Below are 23,587 nucleotides of genomic sequence, written 5' to 3'. Positions count from 1 at the left end.
GCCCGCGCGGGCTCAGAGCCGCTCGACGACCCAGTCGACGCACGCGGTGAGGGCCTCGACGTCGCTCGCCTCGATCGCGGGGAACATCGCGACGCGGAGCTGGTTGCGCCCGAGCTTGCGGTAGGGGTCGACGTCGACGACGCCGTTCGCGCGGAGCACCGCAGCGACGGCGTCGGCGTCGACCCCGTCGGGGCCACCCGTGAAGTCGACCGTGCCCACCACGTGCGAGCGGTGGGTGGGGTCGGTGACGAAGGGGGTCGTGTACGCCGCGCGCTCGGCCCAGCCGTAGAGCACGGCCGCCGAGGCGGACGTGCGCTCGACCATGCCCGCGAGGCCGCCGCGCTCGAGCATCCAGCCGAGCTGCTCGTTCATGAGGAACAGCGTCGCGATGGCGGGGGTGTTGAGCGTCTGGTGCTGGGCGGAGTTGGCCACCGCCGTGCCGAGGTCGAGGAAGGCCGGGATGAACCGACCGCTCGCCCTCACCTCGTCGACGCGCGCGAGGGCGGCGGGCGACATGAGCGCGAACCAGATGCCGCCGTCGGCGGCGAAGCCCTTCTGGGGCGCGAAGTAGTAGACGTCCGTCTCGCGGACGTCGACGGGCAGGCCACCCGCGGCCGACGTCCCGTCGACCACGATGAGCGCGTCTGCGTCGGCGCCGGGCACGCGGCGTACCGGTGCCATGGCGCCCGTCGAGGTCTCGTTGTGGGGCCACGCGTAGACGTCGACCCCCGCGACGGCCTCGGGGACCACCACGGAGCCGGGAGCGACGTCGAACACCGCCGGGTCGGCCAACCACGGCGCCGCGGTCGTCGCGGTCGCGAACTTGCCGCCGAACTCGCCGAAGACGCCGTGGGCGCTGCGCTCGCGCACGAGCGAGAAGGCCGCCACGTCCCAGAACGCCGTCGAGCCGCCGACGCCGAGCACGACCCGGTGGTCGTCGGGCAGCGAGAAGAGGTCGCCCAGGCGCTCCTGCACCGACGCGACGAGGTTCTTGACGGGGGCCTGGCGGTGGGAGGTGCCCATGAGCGCGGCACCCGGCCCGGCGAGGGCGTCGAGCGCCGACTGCGCGACCTTCGAGGGGCCGGAGCCGAAACGGCCGTCGGTGGGGAGCAGGTCGGTCGGAATCCGCAGGTCACGCGTCACCGGGCTAGTCTCCCACCGCCCGCGGTGGGAGCGGCAAACGAGAGCCGCCACGAGAGGGGGAGCGGTGGGACGGCAGGCCCTGCGGATCGAGCAGGTGCGGCTGACGCACCCCGACGCGCTGCGCCTCGTCGCGGACGTGCAGGCGGAGTACGCGGTGCTCTACGGCTCGCCCGACGAGACCCCGCTCGACCCGACGATGTTCGACCCGCCCGCGGGGCGGTTCTTCGTGGGGTACGACGCGGACGCACCCGTCGCGACCGGTGCCTGGCGGGACCGCCCCGACGTCCACGACCTCGGCCTGGAGCGGGCGGCGGAGATCAAGCGGATGTACGTCGCACCCGAGGCCCGCGGCCGGGGGCTCTCGCGGATCGTGCTCGCGCACCTCGAGGAGACCGCGCGGGCCGCCGGCCACGACGGGCTCGTGCTCGAGACGGGGACGCGCCAGCCGGCCGCGGTCGCGCTCTACACGGCGTGCGGCTACGTGCCGGTCGTCGGCTACGGGCACTACAAGGACGCGCCCGAGTCGGTGTACCTGGGCAAGCGCCTGGACTGACCGGAGCGCGATTGCACCCGAAGGGGTGCTCAGGTGCCCGCGGCCCCCGCCGAACGGGACCCCGGACGAACTCGGAGGTTCCCATGGCCACGCACGCCCCGCGCCGCTCGGCGCTGCTCACGTTCCTCGGCGCCGCGCTGGCGCTCGCCGCGCTGGTTGCCGGCTTCGACACGCAGACGGCGCGCGCCTCGACACCGGGGGTCCCGGTCGTGTCGGTGGCGAAGGCGGCCTCGATCGACCCGTACGCACGGTACGAGCCCCAGACCGCCTGCACCGTGGTCGTGCGCAAGGGCACCCGGGCGTTCGTGGACCAGCTGAAGGCGCGCTACGGCGGCAAGATCATCGGCATCACGCGGCCCTGCAACCAGGGCGGGCAGTCGGAGCACAAGGAGAGCCGGGCCGTCGACTGGGCGATCGACGCGCGCAACGCGCAGCAGCGCCAGCAGTTCTACCGCTTCTTCAACGAGATCACGGCGACGGTCAACGGCCACACGGACGCGCGGGCCCGCATGCAGGGGATCATGTACGTCATCTGGAACGACCGCATCTGGGCGGCGTGGAACGGCTTCGAGCCGCGGCCCTACCTGCACGCCTCGTGCACGTCGGTGGAGAAGTGCTCACCGACGCTGCGGCACGTGGACCACGTTCACATCTCGCTCAGCTGGGACGGGGCCAACGGCCTCACCGGCTGGTACCGGTGAGGCCGTCGGGCCGCGTGCAGCAGGCGGGTGGGGGTCACTTCCCCCAGGCGTCGTCCCAGCCCTCGATGGCGGAGGCCGGACGCTCGCCCGGGCCCGTGTAGACGGCGGACGGACGGATCAGGCGTCCCGTGCGCTTCTGCTCGAGGATGTGTGCCGACCAGCCGCCCGTGCGGGCGCAGGTGAACATCGACGTGAACATCGGGGCCGGCACCTCGGCGAAGTCGAGCACGATCGCGGCCCAGAACTCGACGTTGGTCTCGAGCACGCGGTCGGGGCGGCGCTCCCGCAGCTCGGTCAGCGCGGCCTGCTCGAGCGCCTCGGCGACCTGGTAGCGCGGCGCGTCGAGCTCACGCGCCGTGCGGCGCAGCACGCGGGCGCGGGGGTCCTCGGCGCGGTAGACGCGGTGGCCGAAGCCCATGAGGCGCTCGCCGTTGTCGAGCAGCTCCTTGACGTAGGCCCGCGCGTCGCCGCGCTGCTCGACCTCCTCGATCATGCCGAGCACGCGGGAGGGCGCACCGCCGTGGAGCGGGCCGCTCATGGCGCCGATGGCGCCGGAGAACGCGGCGGCCACGTCGGCGCCGGTCGAGGTGATGACGCGAGCGGTGAACGTCGAGGCGTTCATGCCGTGCTCCGCCGCGCTCGACCAGTAGGCGTCGATCGCCTTGACGTGCTTCGGGTCCGCCTCGCCCTTCCAGCGGATGAGGAACTTCTCGGCGAGGGTCGAGCCCTCGTCGACGACCTTCTGCGGCACGACCGGCTGGTGGAGCCCGCGGGCCGACTGCGCGGCGTAGGACAGCACCATCACGGCGAGGCGGCCGATGTCCTCGCGGGCCTGCTCGTCGCTGATGTCGTACGTCTGGCGGAAGCCGAGCGCCGGCGCGAGCATGGCGATCGCGGCCTGCACGTCGACGCGCACGTCGCCGGTGTGGACGGGGAGGTTGTAGGGCTCAGCGGGGGCGAGACCCGGCGTGTAGGCGCCGTCGATGAGCAGGCCCCAGACGTTCTCGAAGGGCACCCGCCCGACGATGTCCTCGATGTCGACACCGCGGTAGCGCAGCGCCGATCCCTCCTTGTCGGGCTCGGCGATCTGCGTCTCGAAGGCGACGACGCCTTCCAGGCCGTGGTGGACCTCGGTCATGAGGGCTCCTTCTCGTCGGTGAGGGGCGCGCTCGTGGCGTGCCAGCGTCGCATTCTGCCCGGGGTTACCGAGCGGTCGCGAGGGGGGCGTCCGATGGACGGTCGCGGTAGCGTGCGAGGCCATGAGCGCAGCGCTGCCGGACCGCGACCTCGCCGACCTGCGGGAGGAGTACGCCCGGGGCGGCCTCGACGAGGCGGACCTCGCCCCGGACCCGCTGACGACCTTCGCCCGCTGGTACGACGAGGCGAGCGCCGCGGGCGTCCACGAGCCCAACGCGATGGTGGTCGCCACCGTCGACCCCGACGGCACGCCGTCCAGCCGCATCGTGCTGCTCAAGGGATTCGGGGCCGACGGGTTCCGCTTCTTCACCAACACCGCGTCCCGCAAGGGCGTCGCGCTCGCGGCCGAGCCCCGGTGCGCGCTCCTGTTCCCCTGGCACCCGCTCGAGCGGCAGGTGCGCGTCGAGGGTCGGGCCGTGCCCCTCGACGAGGCCGACGTCGCGGCGTACTTCGAGCGGCGCCCCCGCGGCTCCCGGCTCGGCGCCTGGGCGTCCCCCCAGTCGCGGGAGGTCGGCTCGCGGGAGGACCTGACGGCGGCGTACGACGCGGCCGAGGCCCGCTACGGCGACGCCGAGGTGCCCGTGCCGCCGACGTGGGGCGGATACCGGGTGGTGCCGGACGTCGTCGAGTTCTGGCAGGGGCGACCCAGCCGGCTCCACGACCGGCTGGTCTACCGGCGCACGGGGGAGGGCTGGCGCGTGGTGCGCCTCGCACCCTGACCTCGCGCCCTGGCCTCGCGCCCTGATAAAGCCTCGCCGCGCGCTCCGGCGTGGTTCTCTTCTCCTCGTGGGCGAGGGAGTGGTCGTGACGCGGCCGGACGGTGTCGTGATCTCCTGGGGCGCCAGCATCGCGCAGCTCACCGGGTTCACGGCCGACGAGGCGGTCGGCGTCCTGTCGCCGCTGCGCCCCGCGGGCTCCGCCGCGGAGGCGGACTTCCGCCGCGCCCGCGCCGGTGCGCTGGTGACGGGACGCGCGACGTACACGTGCACGACGCGCCGCGCGGACGGCGACGAGGTGCGCCTGACCACGGTCCTGCACCTGCTCCTCGACCCCGAGGGCACGTCCACGCTCGTCGAGGTGCACCGCGTCGAGGACGCGAGCCGGGCGCAGGCGGCGCGGGTGCAGTCCGACGCCGAGCTGCTCGAGCAGGTCGTGGGCCACGCCGTGGTGCGCCTCGACGAGCGCGGCGTCGTGCGCTCCTGGAGCCTCGGCGCCGCCCGGGTCAAGGGCTACGCCGCGCACGAGATCGTGCGGCGCCACTTCTCGGTCTTCTACACCGAGGACGACCGCCGGGAGGGGCGGCCCGAGCACCTGCTGACGGTCGCCCGACGCGAGGGGCTGGCCCGCGACGTCGGGTGGCGCCTGCGCGCCGACGGCACCCGGTTCTGGGGCGAGATCGCCATCAACGCCCTCCACGACCCCGCCGGCGAGGTGATCGGCTTCCTCAAGGTGACGCGCGACCTGACGCCGCAGAAGCTGCGGGCGGCGGAGACGCAGCGGATCTACCGGGCGCTCGGTCACGACCTGCGCAACCCGCTCGCGGCGGCGCGGGGCTACGTCGCGCTGGCGACGGAGGCTCTCGCCGAGGACGGCGACGACGGGGCGGACCCGGCCGAGTTCCTGCGCCGCTCGGGCGTGGCGCTGGGCCGGCTCTCGACGATGCTCGACGAGCTGCTGCGCACGGTCTCCGTCGCCGAGGCCGACGCCGACGCGACGGGCACCACCCGCGAGCGCGTGCGGCGCGCCGCCGTGACCCGTGTGGACGAGGCGCTGCGGCAGGCGCTCGACGACCTGGCCGTCACCCACGACGTCTCCCGCGTGCGCACCGACGTCGTCGACGTCTCCGCCCGGGTCGACCCCCTCGACCTGGAGCGGGTGCTCGCCAACCTGGTGAGCAACGCGCTGCGCTACTCGGCGGGGGACATCGAGGTGCGGGTGCGCGACGAGGACGGCGTCGCGGTGCGGATCGCGGTGACCGACGTGGGTCGGGGCATCCACCCCGACGACCTGTCCACGATCTTCGACCTCGGACGTCGGGGTCGGCTCGCCGACGCCGACGACGGCGGCCACGGCGACGGACTGGCGAGCGTCCGTCACCTCGTCGAGGCCAACGGCGGCGAGGTCTCGATCGTCAGCGTGCCCGGGCGCGGGACGACCGTCGAGGTCACGCTGGGCCATGCCGGTTGAGAGCAGGTGGGCGGCGTTCGACCGCTCGGCGTGGGTGCTGGCTGTCGTCGCGATGCTGCTGCTCGCGGTCGGACGGTGGGTGGTCGGGGAGGGCGTCTACGGCGTCAACCCGATCTGGATCTCCGTGGGCATCGGCACCGCCCTGCTGACCCTGTCCTCCGGGCTCTGGCGGGTCGTCGGCGCCTTGGCGATCCCGACCTACATCTGCGTGAGCGCGGTGCTCGTCGGCTCACCGGTGCGGGAGGGCGTGCTCGTCGCCCTGGCAGGCCTGGCCGCCGCCGTCATCGCGGCTGCCGTGCTGGTGCGCAGCGACGTACGCTGCATCGACTCGTGGCGCTCCCACAACCGTCTCGCGCTGGCGGCCGCCGCGGCCGGCACGTTCGTCACCGTCGTCAGCCTCGCCGTCGCCACCGCCGGGGACGATGACGCTCGCTCGGCGGCGGTGGTGGGCCTCGGCAATGCCGCCGCGATCTTCATCTGGTGCCCGTTGCTCCTCGAGCGCTCCCACCGCCGCTACTCCCGCTTCTCCCGTGCCGAGCTCGCTGCGCAGGTCGCGACGTTCGCGCTCCTCGCCGCCGCGACCAGCACGCTCACCGGCCTCGGTGGGGCGGTCGTGGCCGCGCTGCTCCTCCTCACGCTCAGCTGGGCGGGCTTGCGCTTCGGCTTGCGGGTCACCTCCGCCGAGCTCGTCCTGCTGTCGTTGCTGGGCCTTGTCGTGTGGATCATCGGGCCGCCGTTGCAGACGCCGAGCCTCTCCATCGTCCCCTCGTCCGTGGACGACCTCGAGCGATCGTGGGCGGTCGCGGTCTTCGTCGCCCTCGCGGCGGCGTGGGCCTTCCCCCTCGCTCTGGTGGGCGACCAGCGCCGCGACGCGGAGCAGCGCGCGCTGCGGGAGGTGCACGCGCTCGAGGCCACCCGCCGCCAGTTCGTGGCCACGACGAGCCACGAGCTGCGCACGCCGGTGACCAACGTGCTGGGCCGCCTCGACCTGCTCCGCGAGGGCGACCTCGGCGAGCTGACCCCGCAGCAGCAGGCGGTCGTCGAGACGGCGGCGCGCAATGCGGAGCGCCTCGCCGACCTGGTCGACGGCATCGTCGTGCTCGCGCAGCTGGACGACCCCTCGGCGTACCCGTTGACACCGCTCGACCTCGAGACCGTCGTGCGGCGCGCGGTCGCCGCCGAGCAGGAACGTCACGCCGGGTCGGTGGTGACGCTGCGCACCACGGTGACGGTGGTGACGACGCTCGTCGGCAACGAGGCGCTCCTCCACAGCGCGGTGCGGCACCTGGTGCGCAACGCTCTCACCTTCGCGCGGGAGGAGGTGACGGTCGAGGTCACCCGGGTCGACGGGGTCGCCCTCGTGACGGTGGCCAACGACGGCGTCTCCATCCCGGAGGAGGAGCGGGAGCAGATCTTCGACCGCTTCTTCCGCGGCACCTACGCGCACGCCCGGGCGATCCAGGGCAGCGGCATCGGGCTCGCCATCGTCCAGGCGGCAGCCGAACGGCACCGGGGGCGCGTCGAGGTGGAGTCGCGGCCGGGGGACGGCGCGCGGTTCGAGCTGCACCTGCCCGACGCCTCCCTCGTCTGAGGCTCTCCTCGGCGCGGGTGGCACCATCGGTCGCATGGCTGTCGCAGACCTGGTGCTCGGGTGCATGTACTTCGGCACGCGGACGGACGAGCGCACCGCGTTCGCCCTCCTCGACCGGTTCGTGGAGGCGGGCGGCACGACCCTCGACACGGCCGACTGCTACGCGTTCTGGGCCAGCGACACCGGCGCCGGCGGGCAGAGCGAGGAGCTGCTCGGGCGCTGGCTCCGTGCCCGACCGGGGGTGCGCGAGCAGGTCGTGCTGGCGACCAAGGTGGGTCCCGAACCGGTCGTGCCCGGCGACCCCTCGCGGGTCGTGGGGCTCGCGCCCGACGTCGTGCGGCGCTCGTTCGACGCCAGTCGCGAGCGGTTGGGGGTGGACGTCGTCGACGTCTACTGGGCGCACCTCGAGGACCGGTCGGTGCCCCTCGACGAGGTCGTCGCCACCTTCGGCGGCCTCGTCGCGGAGGGCGGGGTGCGCCGGCTCGGCATCTCCAACCACCCGACGTGGCGCGTCGAGCGGGCACGGGCCCTCGCGGCGGCGACCGGGGTGGAGCCGTTCTCGCTGCTGCAGCTCACGACGTCGTACGTGCGTCCCCGCCCCGACGTCGCGGTGCCGGGCAAGGACCACCGCTTCGGGTTCGCCACCGACGAGACCGCCGACTACCTCACCGAGCACCCCGAGCTGGAGCTGTGGGCCTACAGCCCGCTCGTGCAGGGCGCCTACGACCGGCCCGACCGCGGCTTCCCGGAGGCCTACGACCACCCGGGCACGTCGCGGCGGCTGGCCGCGCTCGCGAAGGTCGCGGCCGAGCAGGGCGTGGCGCCCGGTCAGGTCGTGCTCGCGTGGCTGCTGGGCGGCCGGCCCGCCGCGCGCCCGATCGCCGGCGTGAGCTCGGTGGAGCAGCTGGACCAGGCGATCGCGGCGGCGCGCCTGGAGCTCGACGACGACCAGCGCGCACGCCTCGACGCAGCGCGCTGACGTCTCTAGGGTTCGTCGGCATGGGGCTGCTCCTCACCACGCCGATCTCCCGCGTCCGTCGCGTCCTCCGGACGCTGACGGGCGACCCGCGCAGCCCGCTCGCGGGCCGCACCGTGATGGTGACCGGAGCCTCGTCCGGCATCGGGGAGGCGACCGCCCGGGCCTGCGCCGCGCGCGGCGCGACCGTGCTGCTCGTCGCCCGCCGGGCCGCGGAGCTCGACCGCGTGCGCGCCGAGATCGAGGCGGGCGGGGGCGCGGCGTACTGCTTCCCCGTCGACCTCACGGACGGGGACGCGGTCGACCGGCTGGTACGGCGCGTGCACGCCGAGTTCGGGCCCGTCGACCACCTCGTCAACAACGCGGGTCGGTCCATCCGGCGCTCGCTGGAGCTGACGTACGACCGGTTCCACGACGTGGAGCGGACGATCGCGATCAACTACCTGGCGCCCGTGCGGCTCACGCTGGGCCTCCTGCCCGCCATGCGGGCGCAGGGCTTCGGGCACGTCGTCAACGTCGTCACGTGGGGCGTGCAGGTGAAGAGCCCGAAGTTCGCGGCGTACATCGCCTCGAAGGCCGCGCTCGACGTGTTCGGCCGCATCGCCGGCCGGGAGTCCTACGCCGACGGCGTGGCGTTCACGAACCTGCGGTTCGGGCTGGTGCGCACCGAGATGATCGCGCCGACGGAGGCCTACCGGCGGCTGCGGGCGCTGACGCCGGAGCAGGCGGCGGAGACCGTCGTGAAGGCGCTCGAGGACCGTCCGGTCACGGTGGACCTGCTGTCGGCACAGGTGATCGGCCTGGCCGGTGTGCTGGCGCCGCGGCTGACCGACCTGGCGTTCTCGCTCGCCGACCGGGCCTTCCCCGACTCCGCGGCGGCGCGGTCGGGGAGCGGCGCACCGACGGCCCCCGAGGTCAGATCGCCTTACCGGGATTGAGGATCCCGCGGGGGTCGAGGGCCGCCTTCACGGCCCGCTGCACGGCGAGCGCGTCCGCGTCGAGCTCGAGGCCGAGGTAGGCCCGCTTGAGCGTGCCCACGCCGTGCTCGCCGGAGAGCGTGCCCCCCAGGGCGACCGCCAGCTCGAAGATGCGACCGGCGGCGTCGTCGACCGCTGCCGGTCGCTGCGCGCCGCTCGCCCCTGCGTCACGGGGCCAGGACACGATGGGGTGGAGGTTGCCGTCGCCCGCGTGGGCGAACGTGTAGATCGGCACGCCGGTCTCGGCGGCGATCCGCTCGATGCCCCGGACGGCCTCGGCGAGCCGCGCCCGCGGCACGCAGATGTCCTCGATGAGGGCGTGGCCCCGCGCCTCGACGGCCGGCAGCGCGAGGCGCCGCGCGGTGAGCAGCTCGTCGGCCCGCGCCGGGTCGTCGTCCTGCTCGAGCGTGTCGGCGCCGTCCCGGAGGACCTCGACGATCCGCGTGAGCTCCGCGGCGGCGGTGGGCGCGTCCGCACCGTCGGTCTGCGCGACCACGGCGGCTCCGGCGGAGGCGAGCGCCGTCGTCCCCGTGTGGTCCGCGACGGCGGCCAGCGTGGCCGCGTCGATCAGCTCGAGCAGGCTCGGTCGCAGCCGTGCGGCCCCGACCCGGGAGCAGGCGCGGGCGGCGGTCTCGACGTCGGGGTACGTCGCGAGGACGGTCCCGCCGACGTGGGGGCGGGGGCGCAGCCGCAGGGTGGCGCCGACGACGACGCCGAGCGTGCCCTCCGAGCCGACGAGGAGGGCCGTCAGGTCGTAGCCGACGACACCCTTGGCCGTCGCCCGGCCGGTGCGCAGCAGGCGGCCGTCCGCGAGCACCACCTCGAGCCCGAGCACCGCGTCGCGGGTGACGCCGTGCTTCACGCAGCGCATCCCGCCCGCGTTGGTGGCGATGTTGCCGCCGATCGTCGAGATGGCGGCGCTGGCGGGGTCGGGGGCGTACATGAGGCCGTGCTCGGCCGCGGCGGCGTCGAGGTCGGCGGTGAGCACGCCCGGCTCGACGACGGCCACCTCCTCGACGGGATCGACGTGGACGATCCGGCGCATCCCGGACACGTCGAGCACGAGGGCGCCGTCGGCCACCGCACCCCCGGCCAGCCCCGTGCCCGCGCCGCGCGGCACGACCGGGACGCGCTGCTCGTGCGCCCAGGCCAGGACGGCGCGCACCTCGTCGACGGAGCCGGCGCGCACGACCGCGAGCGGGTCCGCGGAGCCGGGCGTGCCCGACCGGTCGGTGCGGGCCCGGGCCAGGGCGTCGTCGTCCGCCCGTGCTCCGGGGAAGCGAGCGAGGACCTCGGCCCGCAGTGCGGCGGTCATCGGTCGGCCGGCGCCACGATGGTCGGGAGGTCCGCGCCGCGGCGCAGGCTCTCGAGGAACAGGACGACGGTGGCGGCGACCGAACGGTGGTCGACGTCGTTGAGCACGTCGTGGCGACCGCCCGCGACCACGGCGGCCCGGGCGCGGCTGCCGTCCGCGACGAGGGACAGCACGTCGTCGACCGGCGTCAGCGGGTCGGCCTCGCCGTGGAGCACCAGGGTCGGCAGGTCACCCGTGAACAGGTCGTCCCCGGCCACCTCCCCGGGCAGCTCCGCCTCGAGGGCGCCGCGCACGAAGTCGGAGTCCTCGCCGATCACCCGGCGGTAGGCCGGACAGGCCGAGCGGGTCTCCAGCTCGTCGTCCCAGCGGGCGGCGGGAGCCGCGGTGCTCGGCGCGGTGCGCGGGCCGGGCAGGACGACGCCGGCCAGCACGAGGGCGTCGACGAGGTCGGGGCGGCGACCGGCCAGGCGCGCCGCCACGTTGGCGCCGGCGTCGGAGCCGAGGAGCACGCGGGGACGCACGACGTCGTCGGGAGCCGTGCCCCCGAGCGCGTCGGTCACCGCTGCCTCCACCGCGTCGAGGTCGCCCAGGTCGGTGGCGACCACGCGCACGCGGTAGGCGTCCGCCGACAGGCGACGTCCCAGCCGGGCGTACCCCGCCGGCGTCTCGCCGCGACCGGTGAGCACGACGAGGGTGGCGCGTGCGGCGACGCCGGCGGGCTCGTCGTACGTCGTGGGGGAGAGGAGGCTGCGGGGGGAGGCGGTGAGCGTCATGCACAGCAGCCTCCGGCCGGGAGCGGGGCGCTGTCCAACAGCGGTCGCTGATCGTTTCCGATCCGGAACGTCGTGGCGTGCCACCGTGAGACGGGTGTCCGCATCGCAAGATCTACTAAAGCGGTCTACTAAGTCACCTATCGTCGCCGGCATGAGCTCCACCCTCGACCTCGAGCACCTCCGCACCCTCGTCGCCATCGCCGAGTGCGGTGGCTTCAGCCGCGCCGCCGCCGCCCGGCACATCAGCCAGCCGGCGCTGAGCCAGCACGTACGGCTCCTCGAGCGGGCCCTCAAGCGCAAGCTGTTCGCGAAGGAGGGGCGCGGGATGCGGCTCACCGCCGACGGTGAGGCGGTGCTCGCCGAGGCCCGCCGCATCCTCGCGGTCCACGACGAGGCCCTGGCCCGGCTCCGGGTGCCCCAGGAGCAGGTCGTGGTGGTCGGCTCGACGGAGCACTCCGCCGAGCACGTGCTGCCCGAGATGATCCGCGCGCTCGCCGATGCCTTCCCGGGCGTCACCACCCGGTTCGAGATCGGTCGCTCGACCCAGCTCGAGGACGCCGTCGGTCGCGGCGCCATCGACCTCGCCTTCGTGCTCGCCTCGCGGGGCAACGAGGGTGGTCGCGAGATCGGTCGGCTGCCGCTGTCCTGGTACGCCGCGCCCTCCTGGCAGCCGCCGCGTCCCGACGACGACACGATCGAGCTCGTGGCCTTCGAGGAGCCGTGCGCCCTGCGCGAACGCGCGATGGCGGCGCTCGGTGCCGAGGGCTGGCGGGTCACCGTCGCCGCGCAGTCGAGCACCCTCGAGGGCGTGCTCGCCGGGGTGCGGGCCGGCATCGGCGTGGCACTGCTCCCCAGCGTCGCGGGCCGCGTCCCGTCGGGCGTCGTCGCGCGCGACGACCTGCCCGCGGTCGGCTCCGCCGGGCTCAACGTGCTCGCTCGCCGCGGTCTCGACGCGGACGTCGAGGCCACGGCGCTCGACGCCGGCGAGGCCTTCTTCGCGACCTCCCAGGCCCCGCGCCTGCTGGTCGCGGGGTGAGCGGCGTCGGACCTCGGATCTCGGACCTCGGATCTCGGACCTCGGATCTCGGACTTCGGAGAGGATGCAGGCATGACCTCTGACGTGTTGGTCTCCGCGACGGACCTCGCCGCCCAGATCGCCCGCGGCGACGACCTCGTCGTGCTCGACGTGCGCTGGCGGCTCGGCGGTCCGCCCGGCCACGACGAGTACCTCACCGGGCACGTCCCCGGTGCCGTCTACGTCGACCTCGACGCCGAGCTCGCCGCCCACGGTGAACCGACCGACGGGCGCCACCCGCTCCCCGACGTCGCCGCGCTGCAGGAGGCTGCGCGCCGCTGGGGCGTGCGACGCGGGTCGCGCGTCGTGGCCTACGACGGCGCCGGCAACCTGGCCGCCGCCCGGGCCTGGTGGCTGCTGCGCTGGGCGGGCGTCACCGACGTCCGTCTCCTCGACGGCGCCCTGCCCGCGTGGACCGCCGCCGGTGGGGCGCTCGAGACCGACGACGTCGTCCCCGCGCCCGGCGACGTCGAGCTGGCCCCCGGCGCGCTGCCGACCCTGGAGCTGGAGGCGGTCGGTGGCTTCCCGCGCGACGGCGTGCTGCTCGACGCCCGCGCGGCGGAGCGGTTCCGCGGCGAGGTCGAACCCGTCGACCCGAAGGCCGGTCACGTGCCGGGCGCGACGAGCGCCCCGACCGGGGACAACCTCGACGCGGACGGCCGGTTCCTCCCCGCCGACGCCCTGCGGACGCGGTTCGCCCGACTGGGCGCCGACGGCTCCCGCCCCGTCGCCGTCTACTGCGGGTCCGGCGTGACCGCCGCCCACCAGGTCGCCGCACTCGCGGTCGCCGGCGTCGACGCGGCGCTGTACCCGGGGTCCTGGTCGCAGTGGAGCAACCACGACCTGCCGGTGGCGACGGGGGAGTGAGCTGACGGGCCTCGCGGTGCCCTCTGGCCTCGCTCCGCTCGGCTGTGCCCGTGGCGCTGCGGGCTCCTGCCCTTCGGTCGATCCCGACCACGCCTCCTCCGCTGCGCTCCTCCGACGCGGCCGCTCCTCCCTCAGGACACGAGCGCGCCGCGGGCGTCGGGATGGGGCGAAATGTGCGGTTGGGGTGGGTCTGGCTCGGGCGGGCGTGTCCCAGCCGCACATTTCGCGACCCCGGACCGCCCACCTCGTGGACGTCATGCGAACCGCGACCCCGGGGCGCCGGAGCGCATGACGTGCGGGGGCACGGCCTGCGCCCGCGCACGCCCGGCTTGCGGTCGGGATCAGCCGGCGAGCGTCCGTACGTCGGCGACGCTGTGCACGCCTGGCCCCTCGCCCCGCGCGGCGGAGCGCCCCAGCACGGTCTGGAGGGCGTGGTTCAGCGGGGTCGGTACGCCGTGCAGCCGGCCCAGGAGCACGACCTCGCCGTTGAGGAAGTCGACCTCGCTGCCGGCGCCGCGCGCGAAGGCCTGCCACGGCGACTGCTGACCGGGACCGTGGGCCCCCGACGCGACCGCGGCCAGGGAGCGGTCGTGCGCCAGCTCGCGGGCCGCGTCGGCGGGGTCCTGGCCGGCGGCGGCGAGCACGGCGCGGGCCTCAGCGGCCAGCTCGGTGCGCAGCCGAGCGCGCTCGTCGTCGTCCCCGGACAGCACGCCGACCGCGAAGGTCACGCTCGCCACCAGCTTCCAGGCGAGCCACCGCTCGATGTCCGTCACGTGCTGGGCGAGCCAGCCGGCGCGGTCGAGGTCCGCGGCCACCTGCTCCGCGACCGCCCGAGCGACCGCCTGAGCCGCCGCCTGAGCCGCCGCCTGAGCCGCCGCCCCAGCGGGCGACGCGGCGGTGGCCGAGGGGTAGGCGCCCAGGACGACCTCGCCCAGCCGCGGGGCGTTGGCGACGTCGACCTCGCCGGTCACGACGTGGCGCGCCGCGATGAGGGCGACGCCGCCGACGACGGTGGGGAAGTACCGCAGCGCGATCCGCTCGGCCTCGAGCCCGTTCTGGAGCAGCACGACGGGCAGGTCGGCCCCGACGCCGCCGTCGGCACGCGCTGACCAGGCCCACAGCGGCAGCGTCGCGGCTGCGTCCTGCGACTTGGTGGCCAGCACGAGGACGTCCCCGGCGCGGAGGCCCACCTCGTCGGGACCGCCGGCGACGGGGACGTCGAGCACCCGGGTGCGGCCCGCGTGGGTGAACCGCAGTCCGCGCTCCCGCACCACGCCCAGCGTCGCGCCCCGCGAGACGAGCACGACGTCGAGACCCGCGTCGGTGAGTCCCGCGGCCAGCGCGGCTCCGACGCCGCCGGCGCCGATCACGACGTAGCGGCGAGGGGAGGGGGTGCTCATGCGGCGGGGCTCCATCCGAGGGCGGGGGCGACGGTGGTCGACAGGTCGCGCAGCAGCCGCACGTTCGCGGCCAGGTCGAAGGCCGGCGGCAGGAACAGCACCAGCTCGTCGGCGGAGGCGACACCGGGGTCGGCGAGCACCGCGGCGGCGACGGCGTCCGGGTCGCCGTGGTGCACCGGGCTGATCGCCGTCCCGGCGGGCAGTGTCGCCGTCTGCACGGGGGTGAGGGCGCCCGCGGGGCGCGATGCCGCCATGCCCTCGGTACGACGCTGGCGGTCGTACGCGGCGTACCGCTCGCGCAGCGCCGCGCTCGTGCCGGGCAGCACGGAGGCGGCGACGGCGACGGACGGGACCGGGGCGTCGTGCAGCTCCGCCCAGGTGCGGCGGTACGTCGCGATGATGCGCGCCTGGTGCTCGCCGAAGGAGACGCCGGCGGGCACGTCCGTCAGCACGGTGCCGGTGATGAGCCCCAGGCCCAGCCGCGCGGCGTGCTCGGCCGAGCCCAGGCTCGTGACGCCCTGGCGCAGGCGTCCGCGGAGGCCGGGGCTGTGCGGGGTCACGCGGACCGGGGTCCCGACGGGCGCGCCCTGGCCCTCGCCGTCGACGACGTGCAGCACCTCGCCCGCCACGGCGTCGAGGAAGCGGCGCAGCCGCCGCCGCGCCTCGGTCCGCGCGTCGACCTCGACCGCGCCGAACACCCCGTCCCAGCTCGCGGTCGCGCCGGCGGACAGGGCCAGCTCGAGGCGCCCGCCGACGAGCAGGTCGGTCGTTCCGGCGGCCTCGGCCAGCAGCACCGGGTCCTGGTAGCGCATCGGCAGCACCGCCGAGCCCAGCGTGATCCGCTCGGTGCGCTGCCCCACGGCCGCGAAGAACGGCAGCGGCGACGACAGGTAGTGGTCGAAGTGCCGCTGGTAGGCCCAGCCCGCCTGGTAGCCGAGCTCCTCCGCGGCGGCGAACAGGCGCACCCCGTCCTCGAGCCCCGCCGCCGGACCGGCCTCGTCGGAGAACGACACCCGCGTGTTGAAGCCCAGACGTCGCGTGGCCCGCGCCGCGGGCACCCGCACGGTGTCGGGAGCAGCCGCCGTCACCGCTCCGCGCCCCGCGGCACGGAGGCGAGCAGCGTGCGGGTGTAGTCGTGCTGCGGCGCGGCGAACACGTCGGCGACCGGCCCGGACTCGACCACCTTCCCGTGCCGCATCACCGACACGGTGTGGGCGAGCTGCCGCACCAGCGCGAGGTCGTGGGAGACGAACAGGTAGGTCAGTCCCCGCTCCGCCTGCAGGCGTAGCAGCAGCTGCACGATGTCGGCCTGCACGCTCACGTCGAGGGCCGACGTGGGCTCGTCGAGCACCAGCACGTCGGGGTGCAGCACGAGCGCGCGGGCGATCGCGACGCGCTGCCGCTGCCCGCCGGAGAGCGCGGCGGGGCGTCGGGTCAGCAGCTCCTCCGACAGGCCCACGGACGCGACGGCCTCGCGCACCCGGTCCCTCCGCTCGGCGCGGGTGCCGACGCCGTACCGGTCGAGCGGCTCGCGCACGAGCCGCTCCACCTTCCACAGCGGGTCGAGCGAGGTGAACGGGTTCTGGTAGACGAGCTGCAGGTGGCGCCGTGCCTCGCGCAGCTCCGCCCGGCTGTGCTGGTGCACCGGGGCGCCGGCGACCTCCACGGAGCCGCCGTCGGGGGTCTCGAGCCCGACCAGGAGCCGGATCGTCGTGGTCTTGCCCGATCCCGACTCGCCCACGAGCGCGTGGGTCGTGCCGGCCGGCACCGAGAACGACACGTCGTCGACGGCGACCAGCGCGTCGTCCCCGCGGCCGAAGGTCTTGGTCAGGCCCGCGACCTCGATCCGCGCGGGGGTCGCGTCCGCGTCGCGATGCCGGCGCTCGCCGACGGCGCGCAGGTCGGCGTACCGCTCGGGGTTCAGCGACGGGACGTCCGCGTGCAGCCGCCGCGCGTACGCCGAGGAGGGCGCCGCGAAGACCGCGGTCGTGGCCCCGGACTCGTGCACCGTGCCGTCCTTGAGCACGACGAGGGCGTCGGCCCGCTCGGCCGCGATGGCGAGGTCGTGGGTGATGAGCAGGAGGCTGTTGCCGAGGTCGGCCTGCAGGTCGGAGAGCAGGTCGAGGATCCGCTTCTGGATGGTGACGTCCAGGGCCGAGGTCGGCTCGTCGGCGACGAGGAGCGCGGGGCGGGGGAGCACGGCGAGCCCGATCAGCACCCGCTGCAGCATGCCGCCCGACAGCTCGTGGGGGTACGACGCGGCGACCCGCCGAGGGTCGTCGAGCCCGACCTGGGCGAGGGTCTCGAGCACGGCCTCGCGGCGCTCCGCCTTCGAGCCGAGGTCGAGCAGCGCAGCGGCCTCGAGCCCCTGCGCGCCGATCGTGCGCACCGGGTTGAGCGAGGCGCCCGGGTCCTGGGGCACGAAGCCGATCGAGCGCCCGCGGAGCGGTCGGAAGCGGCGCTCGGGCAGGGCCAGCACGTCGACGCCCTCGAAGACGGCGCGCCCGTCGGCGCGGCCGCCCTCGGGCAGCAGGCGCAGCAGCGCACGGGCGATCGTCGACTTGCCGGACCCCGACTCGCCGATGAGCGCGAGGCTCTGGCCGCGGCCGATCGCCAGGTCGACGCCGTGGACGACCTGCGTGCCGCCGTACGAGATCGTCAGCCCCTCCACCGCGAGCACCGGGGGGACGTCCGGGAGCGCCGTCGCGGCGGGCTCGTCGAGCAGGGTCGTCAGTCGGTCGTGCGGAGCCATCGGCTGATCCTGTTCACGGAGAGGACGGTGGCGACGGTGACGATCGCCGGGGCGTAGACGAGCCAGGGGGCGAGCGGGTAGTCCTTGCCGACCGAGATGAGGAGGCCCCAGTCGGAGGCGGGCGGCGGATCGCCGTAGCCCAGGAACGCGAGGCCGGCGATGACGAGGATCGACAGGCCGAACTGGAGCACCGCGAGCTGGAGCACCGAGCGGGAGGCGTTGGGCAGGACGTGGCGGGTGAGCACCTGCCACCGGTTCGCGCCGAGCACGGCGGCCGCCTCCACGAAGACGGAGCTGCGCGTGCGCAGCACCTCCGCGCGCATCACCCGGGCGAAGACGGCCACCGCGGAGACGCCGGTCGCGATCGCGGCGTTGATCGTCTCGAAGCCGAGGGCGCTGACCACGACGACCGCGAGGAGGAAGCTCGGGATCGCGAGCAGCACGTCGACGAAACGAGCGAGCACCACGTCGACGAGGCCGCCCACGAAGCCCGCCACCAGCCCGACGAACCCGCCGACGAGCAGCCCGATCGCGACGGCGACCAGCGCGCTCGTCACCGACGACGCCGTGCCGTGCACCACCCGGGCGTAGACGTCGCGGCCGAGGTGGTCCGTGCCGAACCAGTGGGCCGCGCTCGGCGGCTGGAAGAAGTCGGCGGTCACCCCGACGGCGGGGTCGTAGGACGTGAAGAGGGTCGGCGCGACCGACCAGGCGAGCACCACGGCGACGACCGCGAACGAGAGCAGCACGCTCGGCCGCAGCCGCGCGAGGATCCCGCGGGCCCGGGACGGTCCGAGCCGGGTGCCGCGCCGCTGCGGTCCGCCGCCGGCGGCGGTGGCAGGCGCCGGCGGCGGCGCCGCCTCCCCGCCCGTGGAGATCGAGGTGAGGGTCATGCGGAGACCTCCTTCGTCCGTGCCGGTGAGGCGTCGAGCCGCACGCGCGGGTCGAGCAGGGGGTAGACCAGGTCGGCCACGAGGTTCACGACGACGAACACGACGGCCGCGAGCGCGACCACGGCCTGCAGTACCGGCAGGTCCTGCGTGGCGACGGAGCGTTGGACGAGGTTGCCGACACCGTTGCGCCCGAAGATCGTCTCGGTGATGAGGGAGCCGCCGAGGAGCTCGCCCACCGTGAGGGCCACGACGGTCACCACGGGCAGCGACGAGGGCTTCAGCAGGTGGGCCGTGAACAAGCGGGCCCGACCGAGGCCGCGGGAGCGCGCCACCGCGGCGTACTCCTGGCGGGCCTCGTGGTCGAGGTTCGCGATGAGGACCTCGGCGATCTGCGCCGAGACCGGGATGCCGAGCGCGACGGCCGCGAAGAACGTGGCCAGGAGGCTCTCGGCGTCGATCACCAGGAAGAGGCCGAGCTGGAACGAGAACCACTGGATGAGCACGAGCCCGATGAGGAAGTTCGGGACCGAGAGGAACAGCGACGGGAAGGCGCGCAGCGGGCGGGCCAGCGGTGCCGGCAGGTTGCGCACGCCGAAGGCGATGGCGAAGGCGAGCACGAGGGCGACCGCGAGGGCCGCGCCGGCGAGGCGCAGCGTGGACGGCAGCACGTCGGCCAGCAAACCGGAGACCGGGAGGTTGGAGCGGAGGGAGACCCCGAGGTCCCCCACCACGAACCGGGAGAGCGCCTCGACCAGCTGGACCCAGATCGGCTGGTCCAGGCCGTAGTAGGCGACGATCCGTGCGATCTCCTGCTCCGAGAAGTTGTTCTGCGGGTCGCGCAGGACGTTGCTGACGGGGTCGCCCGGCAGCACGCTGATCACGAGGAACGTGAACACGTAGGCCAGGAGGACGACGGCGACGGCCTGGGCGAGGCGCCGGACGGCGTAGCGCCCGTAGGCCCGGCGGGCGGCGGAGCGGTTCGTGGTGGAGGACATCAGGGCCGCGTCACTCCGCCAGCCAGGCGGTGTAGTAGTTCGCGTAGGCCACGCCGTTGTAGGTGACGCCCTGCACGTCGGGCGACTGCAGGTAGAGGCGCTGGGCGATCTGGGTGAGCGGCACGAAGTAGGCCCGGTCGAGCACGTAGCCCTGCAGCTCGTCGAGCACCGGGTCGCGCTCCTCGGTCGTCGTCGCCGTCGCCACGTCCTGGGCCAGCTCGGTCAGCGTCGGGTCGCTCTGGCCGACGTTGAACCAGTTCTCGCCGTTCTCCGCGTCGGTGAGCACGCCGGCGACGGTGCCCGCGTCGATGAAGCTGCGCGTGACCTCGTAGGTCGGGATGCTCGGGTTCGCGAAGGAGACCCGCTCGCCGAAGGTGATGACGTCGTACGCCTGGATGTCGACGTCGAAGCCGAGCTCGGCGAGCTGCTGGGCGACGAGCTCGTCGACGGCCTGGGAGGTGGCCAGGTAGGGGTTGGGGTGGAGCGTGAAGGAGAGCCGCTGGCCGTCCTTGGTGCGCACGCCGTCGGAGCCCTCGACCCAGCCGGCCTCGTCGAGCAGCGCGGCGGCCGCCTCCGGGTCGTGCACGAGGGCATCGCTGTGGTCGGTCGCGCCGGGCACGTTGGACTGGATGAACGACGCGGCCGGCAGCCAGTCGTCGGTGTAGACCGTGGACAGGATCTCGTCCCGGTCGATGCCGACCTGCAGCGCCTGACGCACGCGTACGTCGTCGAACGGCGCCACCTGGGTGTTGATCGCGTAGCCGTTGACGAAGCCCAGGTAGCGCGGGGCGGCGACGGTGAAGCCCTGCTCGCCGTAGAACTCCAGCTCCTGCGGCGAGGGGTTGTAGGCCACCTGCGCCTGGCCCGACTGCACGGCCGCCGTGCGCACCGAGGGCTCGGCGACGACCTTGTAGGTGAGGGTGTCGAGGTAGGCCGGACCGTCGTGGTCCAGTGCCTCCGGCGCCCAGTCGTAGTCGTCGCGCTTCTTGAGCACGACCTCGTCGCCCTCGGTCCAGGACTCCACCACGAACGGGCCGCTGCCGATGTCGTTGGCGAGGTCAGCCTGCTCCTCGGCCGGGGCCGCCAGCGTCTCGGGCGAGATCAGGATGGAGCCGTGGTAGCCGAGCGTGGGGATGAAGCCCAGCGTCGGGGCAACGAAGTCGACCTGCACCGTGAGGTCGTCGAGGGCCTCGGCGCTCACGTAGGTCTTCGGGAAGAGGCCGATCGGGTTGATGCCGCGCTCCACGTCGCCGCGGGCCCAGATGTCGAGGTTCGCGACGACGGCCGCGGCGTCGACGGGGCTGCCGTCGGAGAAGGTCACGCCGTCCTTCAGCTTCAGGGTGAACTGCGTGGCGTCCTCGTTCTGGTCCCAGCTCTCGGCGACCCAGGGGCTGACGGTGCCGTTCTCGTCGACGTACACGAGCTTGTCCGTCAGGTGGCCCCAGATGTGGCCCTGGAAGCTGGAGATGGACGAGTTGTTGGGGACCCACGTCGGGCCGAGCGAGTCGATGAGGAACACGAGGTCGCCGCCCTCCTGCGGCTCGCCTCCCGCCTGGCTCTGCGTGCCGCCGGCCGAGCAGCCGGCGGCCACCATGAGGGTGGCGAGGAGTCCGGCGGTCGCGGTGGCGGCACGACCGGCGCGGAGCCGGCGTGGCGAGCGGGGGATGGTCATGGTGGTCCTTCGGGTCGGGACGGGATCGCGTAGAGCGGTTTTGTCGATCGGGTTACTAGGCTTTGACCCTAGGGCCGCGGTCCGCTCGACCTCCAACAGCAACCAGGGATGAGATCCGATCGCAGACGGTGATGGTCCGGTGTAGGGGCGTGCACGGGAGCCGCACCTAGGGTCGGACCGTGGACACCGGACGCACCGTCGAGACCAGCGCGCACTGGGGCACCTACCTCGTGGACGTCGCGGCGGACGGCGCGTCGGTGGCGGCGCGGCCCCACGCGGACGACCCCGACGCAGCCCCCGCGATCGACAACGCCGCGGCCGCCCACCGGCACCCCAGCCGGGTCGCGCGGCCGAGCGTGCGCCGCGGCTGGCTCGAGGACGGGCCCGGTCCCGACGCCCGCCGCGGTGACCCCGACGAGCCCTACGTCGAGGTCGACTGGGACACGGCGCTCGACCTGCTGGCCGCCGAGTACCGCCGGGTCCGCTCGACCCACGGCGACGCCGCGGTCTTCGGCGGCTCCTACGGCTGGGGCAGTGCCGGTCGGCTCCACCACGCCCAGAGCCAGCTGCACCGCTTCCTCAACCGGACGGGCGGCTACACGCGCTCGGTCGGCGACTACAGCCGCGGGGCCAGTCTCGTGCTGCTGCCGCACCTCGTGGGCGCGGACGGCACCCTCGCCCTGCGGCGCCGGCCGGTCTCCTGGCAGCACGTCGCCGACCACACCGACCTCGTCGTCACCTTCGGCGGGCTGCGGCGCTCGAACACCTGGGTCGTGCCGGGCGGCCACGCCCGGCATCGCGGCTCCGACCTCGCCCGCGCTGCTGCCGCGACCACGCGGTTCGTCGCGCTCTCGGCGCAGCGCGACGACGCCTGGGACGAGCTCGGCGCGGAGTGGATCGGCGTCATGCCCGGCACCGACGTCACGGTGGTGCTCGCGCTGCTCCACGTGCTCGTGACGGAGGGCCTCGCCGACGAGGAGTTCCTCGCCACCCACTGCGTCGGGGCCGACGAGGTCGCGGCGTACGTGCGCGGCGAGAGCGACGGCGTGCCGAAGACGCCCGAGTGGGCGGAGGCGATCTCGCGGGCGCCCGCCGGAGCGGTCCGCGACCTGGCCCGCCGCATGGCGGCCGGCCGCACGCTCGTCAACGTGGTCTACGCCGTGCAGCGCGGCGAGGCGGGCGAGCAGGCGGTGTGGGCCGCCCTCACCCTGGCGGCGTTCCTCGGCCAGGTGGGACTGCCGGGCGGCGGCTTCGCGCACGGGTTCGGCTCGATGGGCGACTACGGCGTCGGGCTCGACGACGGACGCCTGCCCGTGCTCGACCAGGGCCGCAACCCGGTGCCCGACCTCATCCCGTGCGCGCGGATCGTCGACCTGCTGACGTCGCCGGGCGGCGAGCTGCCGTTCGACGGCGGTGTGCTCCGGCTGCCCGACGCGCGGCTCGTGCACTGGGCGGGCGGCAACCCGTTCCACCACCACCAGGACCTGCGCCGGCTGCGGGCCGCGTTCCGCGGCGTCGACACGCTCGTCGTCGACGAGACCCACTGGACGGCGACGGCCCGGCACGCCGACGTGGTGCTGCCCGTCGCCAGCACGCTGGAGCGGGACGACATCGCCGCGGGGGCGGGCGACACGCGGCTCCGGGTCTCGCGGGCGGCGACCGCGCCGTACGGCGACGCGCGGGAGGAGCTCTGGATCCTCGGCCGGCTGGCGGAGCGCCTCGACGCCGACCACGACGAGGGGCTCGACGCCCCCGGCTGGCTCGAGCGGATCTACGAGGAGTGGCGGGCGGCGCCCGGATCGCCGTCGGCGCCGGAGTTCGCGCGGTTCTGGGCCGACGGCGGCCTCGACCTGCCGACGTCGCCCTACCCGCCGGAGGACGCGGCGTTCGCGGCGTTCCGGGCCGATTCGTCGGGGGCGCCCCTGGGTACGCCCAGCGGGCGGATCGAGCTGGTCTCGGCGACCATCGGCGGCTTCGGGTTGCCCGACGTGGACCGGCACGCGCGGTGGCGACCGCCGACCGCCTGGTGGGGCGCGCCGGACGCCGCGACGTACCCCCTGCACCTGCTCTGCAACCAGCCCACGCACCGCCTGCACAGCCAGCACGACATGGGCGCGGCGAGCGCCTCGACGAAGGTCGCCGGCCGGGAGCCCGTGCGGCTGCATCCCGCCGACGCGGCGGCGCGGGGAATCGCGGCGGGCGACGTCGTGCGAGTGCGGAGCGCGCAGGGGTCGGTGCTGGCGGGGGCGGTGCTCAGCGACGCGCTGATGGTCGGGGTCGCGCAGATGCACACGGGCGCGTGGTTCGACCCGAGCGCGCCGGAGGTGGCGGACTGCGTGCACGGCAACGTCAACGTGCTGACCCGCGACGTGCCGACCTCGACGCTGACGCAGGCGACGAGCGGGGCGCACGTGCTGGTGGAGGTCGAGCGGTACGACGGCCCCGTGCCCCCCGTCCGCGCCTTCGAGCCCCCGGTGTTCGTGGGGCTTTGAGCGCCGAGTTGTCACGTACGCCGCATCG

At 74.8% G+C, this 23,587-nt stretch carries 20 protein-coding genes; 10 read left to right on the top strand and 10 right to left on the bottom strand.

All coding sequences use genetic code 11. The annotated features are described in order from the left end of the window. Nucleotides 1–12: 12 nt before the first annotated feature. Entirely contained in the window at nt 13–1,143 is a 1,131-nt protein-coding gene (serC, locus tag G3T38_RS19710; RefSeq protein WP_163774397.1) for a phosphoserine transaminase, read from the bottom strand. A gap of 64 nt (nt 1,144–1,207) precedes the next feature. Between serC and G3T38_RS19705 the strand changes: the two genes are divergently transcribed. Then, a complete protein-coding gene (locus G3T38_RS19705) occupies nt 1,208–1,696 on the top strand; it encodes a GNAT family N-acetyltransferase (RefSeq protein WP_338037777.1) in 489 nt (162 codons plus the stop codon). An 83-nt stretch (nt 1,697–1,779) separates the two neighbouring features. Next, nucleotides 1,780–2,397 (top strand): VldE C-terminal domain-containing protein, encoded by a 618-nt coding sequence (locus G3T38_RS19700; RefSeq protein WP_163774396.1) that lies wholly within the window; start codon nt 1,780–1,782, stop codon nt 2,395–2,397. A 34-nt stretch (nt 2,398–2,431) separates the two neighbouring features. On the opposite strand, the gene G3T38_RS19695 is transcribed toward G3T38_RS19700, so the two are convergent. Next, entirely contained in the window at nt 2,432–3,535 is a 1,104-nt protein-coding gene (locus G3T38_RS19695) for a citrate synthase 2 (RefSeq protein WP_163774394.1), read from the bottom strand. Nucleotides 3,536–3,656: 121 nt separating this feature from the next. Between G3T38_RS19695 and pdxH the strand changes: the two genes are divergently transcribed. The 5 genes from pdxH to G3T38_RS19670 all read left to right on the top strand — a co-directional run bounded on the left by pdxH (nt 3,657) and on the right by G3T38_RS19670 (nt 9,286). Continuing rightward, on the top strand, nt 3,657–4,313 hold the full coding sequence (gene pdxH, locus G3T38_RS19690; protein ID WP_163774392.1) for a pyridoxamine 5'-phosphate oxidase: 657 nt from the start codon (nt 3,657–3,659) through the stop codon (nt 4,311–4,313). 85 nt (nt 4,314–4,398) lie between these two features. Further along, complete coding sequence (locus G3T38_RS19685; RefSeq protein WP_163774390.1) at nt 4,399–5,781, top strand: ATP-binding protein; 1,383 nt, start codon at nt 4,399–4,401, stop codon at nt 5,779–5,781. Beyond that, nucleotides 5,771–7,372: a sensor histidine kinase gene (locus G3T38_RS19680; RefSeq protein ID WP_163774388.1), complete on the top strand. Its 1,602-nt coding sequence runs from the start codon at nt 5,771–5,773 to the stop codon at nt 7,370–7,372. Before G3T38_RS19685 ends, G3T38_RS19680 begins: the two co-directional genes overlap by 11 nt. A 34-nt stretch (nt 7,373–7,406) precedes the next feature. After that, on the top strand, nt 7,407–8,351 hold the full coding sequence (locus G3T38_RS19675) for an aldo/keto reductase (RefSeq protein ID WP_163774386.1): 945 nt from the start codon (nt 7,407–7,409) through the stop codon (nt 8,349–8,351). A gap of 20 nt (nt 8,352–8,371) precedes the next feature. Continuing rightward, nucleotides 8,372–9,286 (top strand): SDR family NAD(P)-dependent oxidoreductase, encoded by a 915-nt coding sequence (locus tag G3T38_RS19670; RefSeq protein WP_163774384.1) that lies wholly within the window; start codon nt 8,372–8,374, stop codon nt 9,284–9,286. Here the strand turns inward: G3T38_RS19670 and G3T38_RS19665 are convergent. After that, entirely contained in the window at nt 9,264–10,640 is a 1,377-nt protein-coding gene (locus tag G3T38_RS19665; RefSeq protein ID WP_163774382.1) for an FAD-binding oxidoreductase, read from the bottom strand. The genes G3T38_RS19670 and G3T38_RS19665 overlap by 23 nt on opposite strands. Continuing rightward, nucleotides 10,637–11,413 carry an alpha/beta hydrolase gene (locus G3T38_RS19660; RefSeq protein ID WP_163774380.1) on the bottom strand — a complete coding sequence of 259 codons (777 nt, stop codon included), beginning with the start codon at nt 11,411–11,413 and terminating at the stop codon, nt 10,637–10,639. The genes G3T38_RS19665 and G3T38_RS19660 overlap by 4 nt, the downstream gene beginning before the upstream one ends. A gap of 151 nt (nt 11,414–11,564) precedes the next feature. Between G3T38_RS19660 and G3T38_RS19655 the strand changes: the two genes are divergently transcribed. Together G3T38_RS19655 and G3T38_RS19650 are read left to right on the top strand one after the other, a co-directional pair. Next, nucleotides 11,565–12,449: a LysR family transcriptional regulator gene (locus G3T38_RS19655; RefSeq protein WP_163774378.1), complete on the top strand. Its 885-nt coding sequence runs from the start codon at nt 11,565–11,567 to the stop codon at nt 12,447–12,449. A gap of 72 nt (nt 12,450–12,521) precedes the next feature. Continuing rightward, complete coding sequence (locus G3T38_RS19650; RefSeq protein ID WP_163774376.1) at nt 12,522–13,355, top strand: sulfurtransferase; 834 nt, start codon at nt 12,522–12,524, stop codon at nt 13,353–13,355. Nucleotides 13,356–13,696: 341 nt separating this feature from the next. Here the strand turns inward: G3T38_RS19650 and G3T38_RS19645 are convergent, their stop codons facing one another. From G3T38_RS19645 to G3T38_RS19620, 6 genes are read right to left on the bottom strand one after another with little or no spacing between them, the layout of a single operon-like run. Then, the gene (locus G3T38_RS19645; protein ID WP_163774374.1) at nt 13,697–14,755 is read right to left on the bottom strand and encodes a ketopantoate reductase family protein; all 1,059 of its coding nucleotides are present in this window, start codon (nt 14,753–14,755) and stop codon (nt 13,697–13,699) included. Beyond that, the gene (locus tag G3T38_RS19640) at nt 14,752–15,843 is read right to left on the bottom strand and encodes an LLM class flavin-dependent oxidoreductase (protein ID WP_163774372.1); all 1,092 of its coding nucleotides are present in this window, start codon (nt 15,841–15,843) and stop codon (nt 14,752–14,754) included. Before G3T38_RS19640 ends, G3T38_RS19645 begins: the two co-directional genes overlap by 4 nt. Continuing rightward, complete coding sequence (locus tag G3T38_RS19635; protein ID WP_163774370.1) at nt 15,840–17,507, bottom strand: dipeptide ABC transporter ATP-binding protein; 1,668 nt, start codon at nt 17,505–17,507, stop codon at nt 15,840–15,842. The genes G3T38_RS19640 and G3T38_RS19635 overlap by 4 nt, the downstream gene beginning before the upstream one ends. Then, nucleotides 17,486–18,400, bottom strand: coding sequence for an ABC transporter permease (locus G3T38_RS19630; protein WP_163774368.1), 915 nt, complete (start codon nt 18,398–18,400; stop codon nt 17,486–17,488). The genes G3T38_RS19635 and G3T38_RS19630 overlap by 22 nt, the downstream gene beginning before the upstream one ends. Continuing rightward, complete coding sequence (locus G3T38_RS19625; RefSeq protein WP_163774366.1) at nt 18,397–19,395, bottom strand: ABC transporter permease; 999 nt, start codon at nt 19,393–19,395, stop codon at nt 18,397–18,399. The genes G3T38_RS19630 and G3T38_RS19625 overlap by 4 nt, the downstream gene beginning before the upstream one ends. Nucleotides 19,396–19,405: 10 nt before the next feature. Next, entirely contained in the window at nt 19,406–21,067 is a 1,662-nt protein-coding gene (locus G3T38_RS19620; RefSeq protein WP_163774364.1) for an ABC transporter substrate-binding protein, read from the bottom strand. Nucleotides 21,068–21,246: 179 nt separating this feature from the next. On the opposite strand from G3T38_RS19620, the gene G3T38_RS22835 reads away from it, so the two are divergent. Next, a complete protein-coding gene (locus G3T38_RS22835; RefSeq protein ID WP_163774362.1) occupies nt 21,247–23,559 on the top strand; it encodes a molybdopterin-dependent oxidoreductase in 2,313 nt (770 codons plus the stop codon). The last annotated feature ends 28 nt before the right edge of the window (nt 23,560–23,587 follow it).

Origin of the sequence: Nocardioides zeae, assembly GCF_010686755.1 — a bacterium.
GTDB classification, from domain to species: Bacteria; Actinomycetota; Actinomycetes; order Propionibacteriales; family Nocardioidaceae; genus Nocardioides; species Nocardioides zeae.
The sequence above is the reverse complement of the archived record's forward strand: the minus strand, read 5'-3'. Positions and strand labels throughout refer to the sequence as shown.

Bases quoted from the DNA above. Each gene is read 5' to 3' on its own strand.
- G3T38_RS19700 (WP_163774396.1), top strand. From the start codon at position 1,780: ATGGCCACGCACGCCCCGCGCCGCTCGGCGCTGCTCACGTTCCTCGGC.
- G3T38_RS19695 (WP_163774394.1), bottom strand. From the start codon at position 3,535: ATGACCGAGGTCCACCACGGCCTGGAAGGCGTCGTCGCCTTCGAGACG.
- pdxH (WP_163774392.1), top strand. From the start codon at position 3,657: ATGAGCGCAGCGCTGCCGGACCGCGACCTCGCCGACCTGCGGGAGGAG.
- G3T38_RS19680 (WP_163774388.1), top strand. From the start codon at position 5,771: ATGCCGGTTGAGAGCAGGTGGGCGGCGTTCGACCGCTCGGCGTGGGTG.
- G3T38_RS19675 (WP_163774386.1), top strand. From the start codon at position 7,407: ATGGCTGTCGCAGACCTGGTGCTCGGGTGCATGTACTTCGGCACGCGG.
- G3T38_RS19670 (WP_163774384.1), top strand. From the start codon at position 8,372: ATGGGGCTGCTCCTCACCACGCCGATCTCCCGCGTCCGTCGCGTCCTC.
- G3T38_RS19665 (WP_163774382.1), bottom strand. From the start codon at position 10,640: ATGACCGCCGCACTGCGGGCCGAGGTCCTCGCTCGCTTCCCCGGAGCA.
- G3T38_RS19660 (WP_163774380.1), bottom strand. From the start codon at position 11,413: ATGACGCTCACCGCCTCCCCCCGCAGCCTCCTCTCCCCCACGACGTAC.
- G3T38_RS19655 (WP_163774378.1), top strand. From the start codon at position 11,565: ATGAGCTCCACCCTCGACCTCGAGCACCTCCGCACCCTCGTCGCCATC.
- G3T38_RS19650 (WP_163774376.1), top strand. From the start codon at position 12,522: ATGACCTCTGACGTGTTGGTCTCCGCGACGGACCTCGCCGCCCAGATC.
- G3T38_RS19645 (WP_163774374.1), bottom strand. From the start codon at position 14,755: ATGAGCACCCCCTCCCCTCGCCGCTACGTCGTGATCGGCGCCGGCGGC.
- G3T38_RS19635 (WP_163774370.1), bottom strand. From the start codon at position 17,507: ATGGCTCCGCACGACCGACTGACGACCCTGCTCGACGAGCCCGCCGCG.
- G3T38_RS19630 (WP_163774368.1), bottom strand. From the start codon at position 18,400: ATGACCCTCACCTCGATCTCCACGGGCGGGGAGGCGGCGCCGCCGCCG.
- G3T38_RS19625 (WP_163774366.1), bottom strand. From the start codon at position 19,395: ATGTCCTCCACCACGAACCGCTCCGCCGCCCGCCGGGCCTACGGGCGC.
- G3T38_RS19620 (WP_163774364.1), bottom strand. From the start codon at position 21,067: ATGACCATCCCCCGCTCGCCACGCCGGCTCCGCGCCGGTCGTGCCGCC.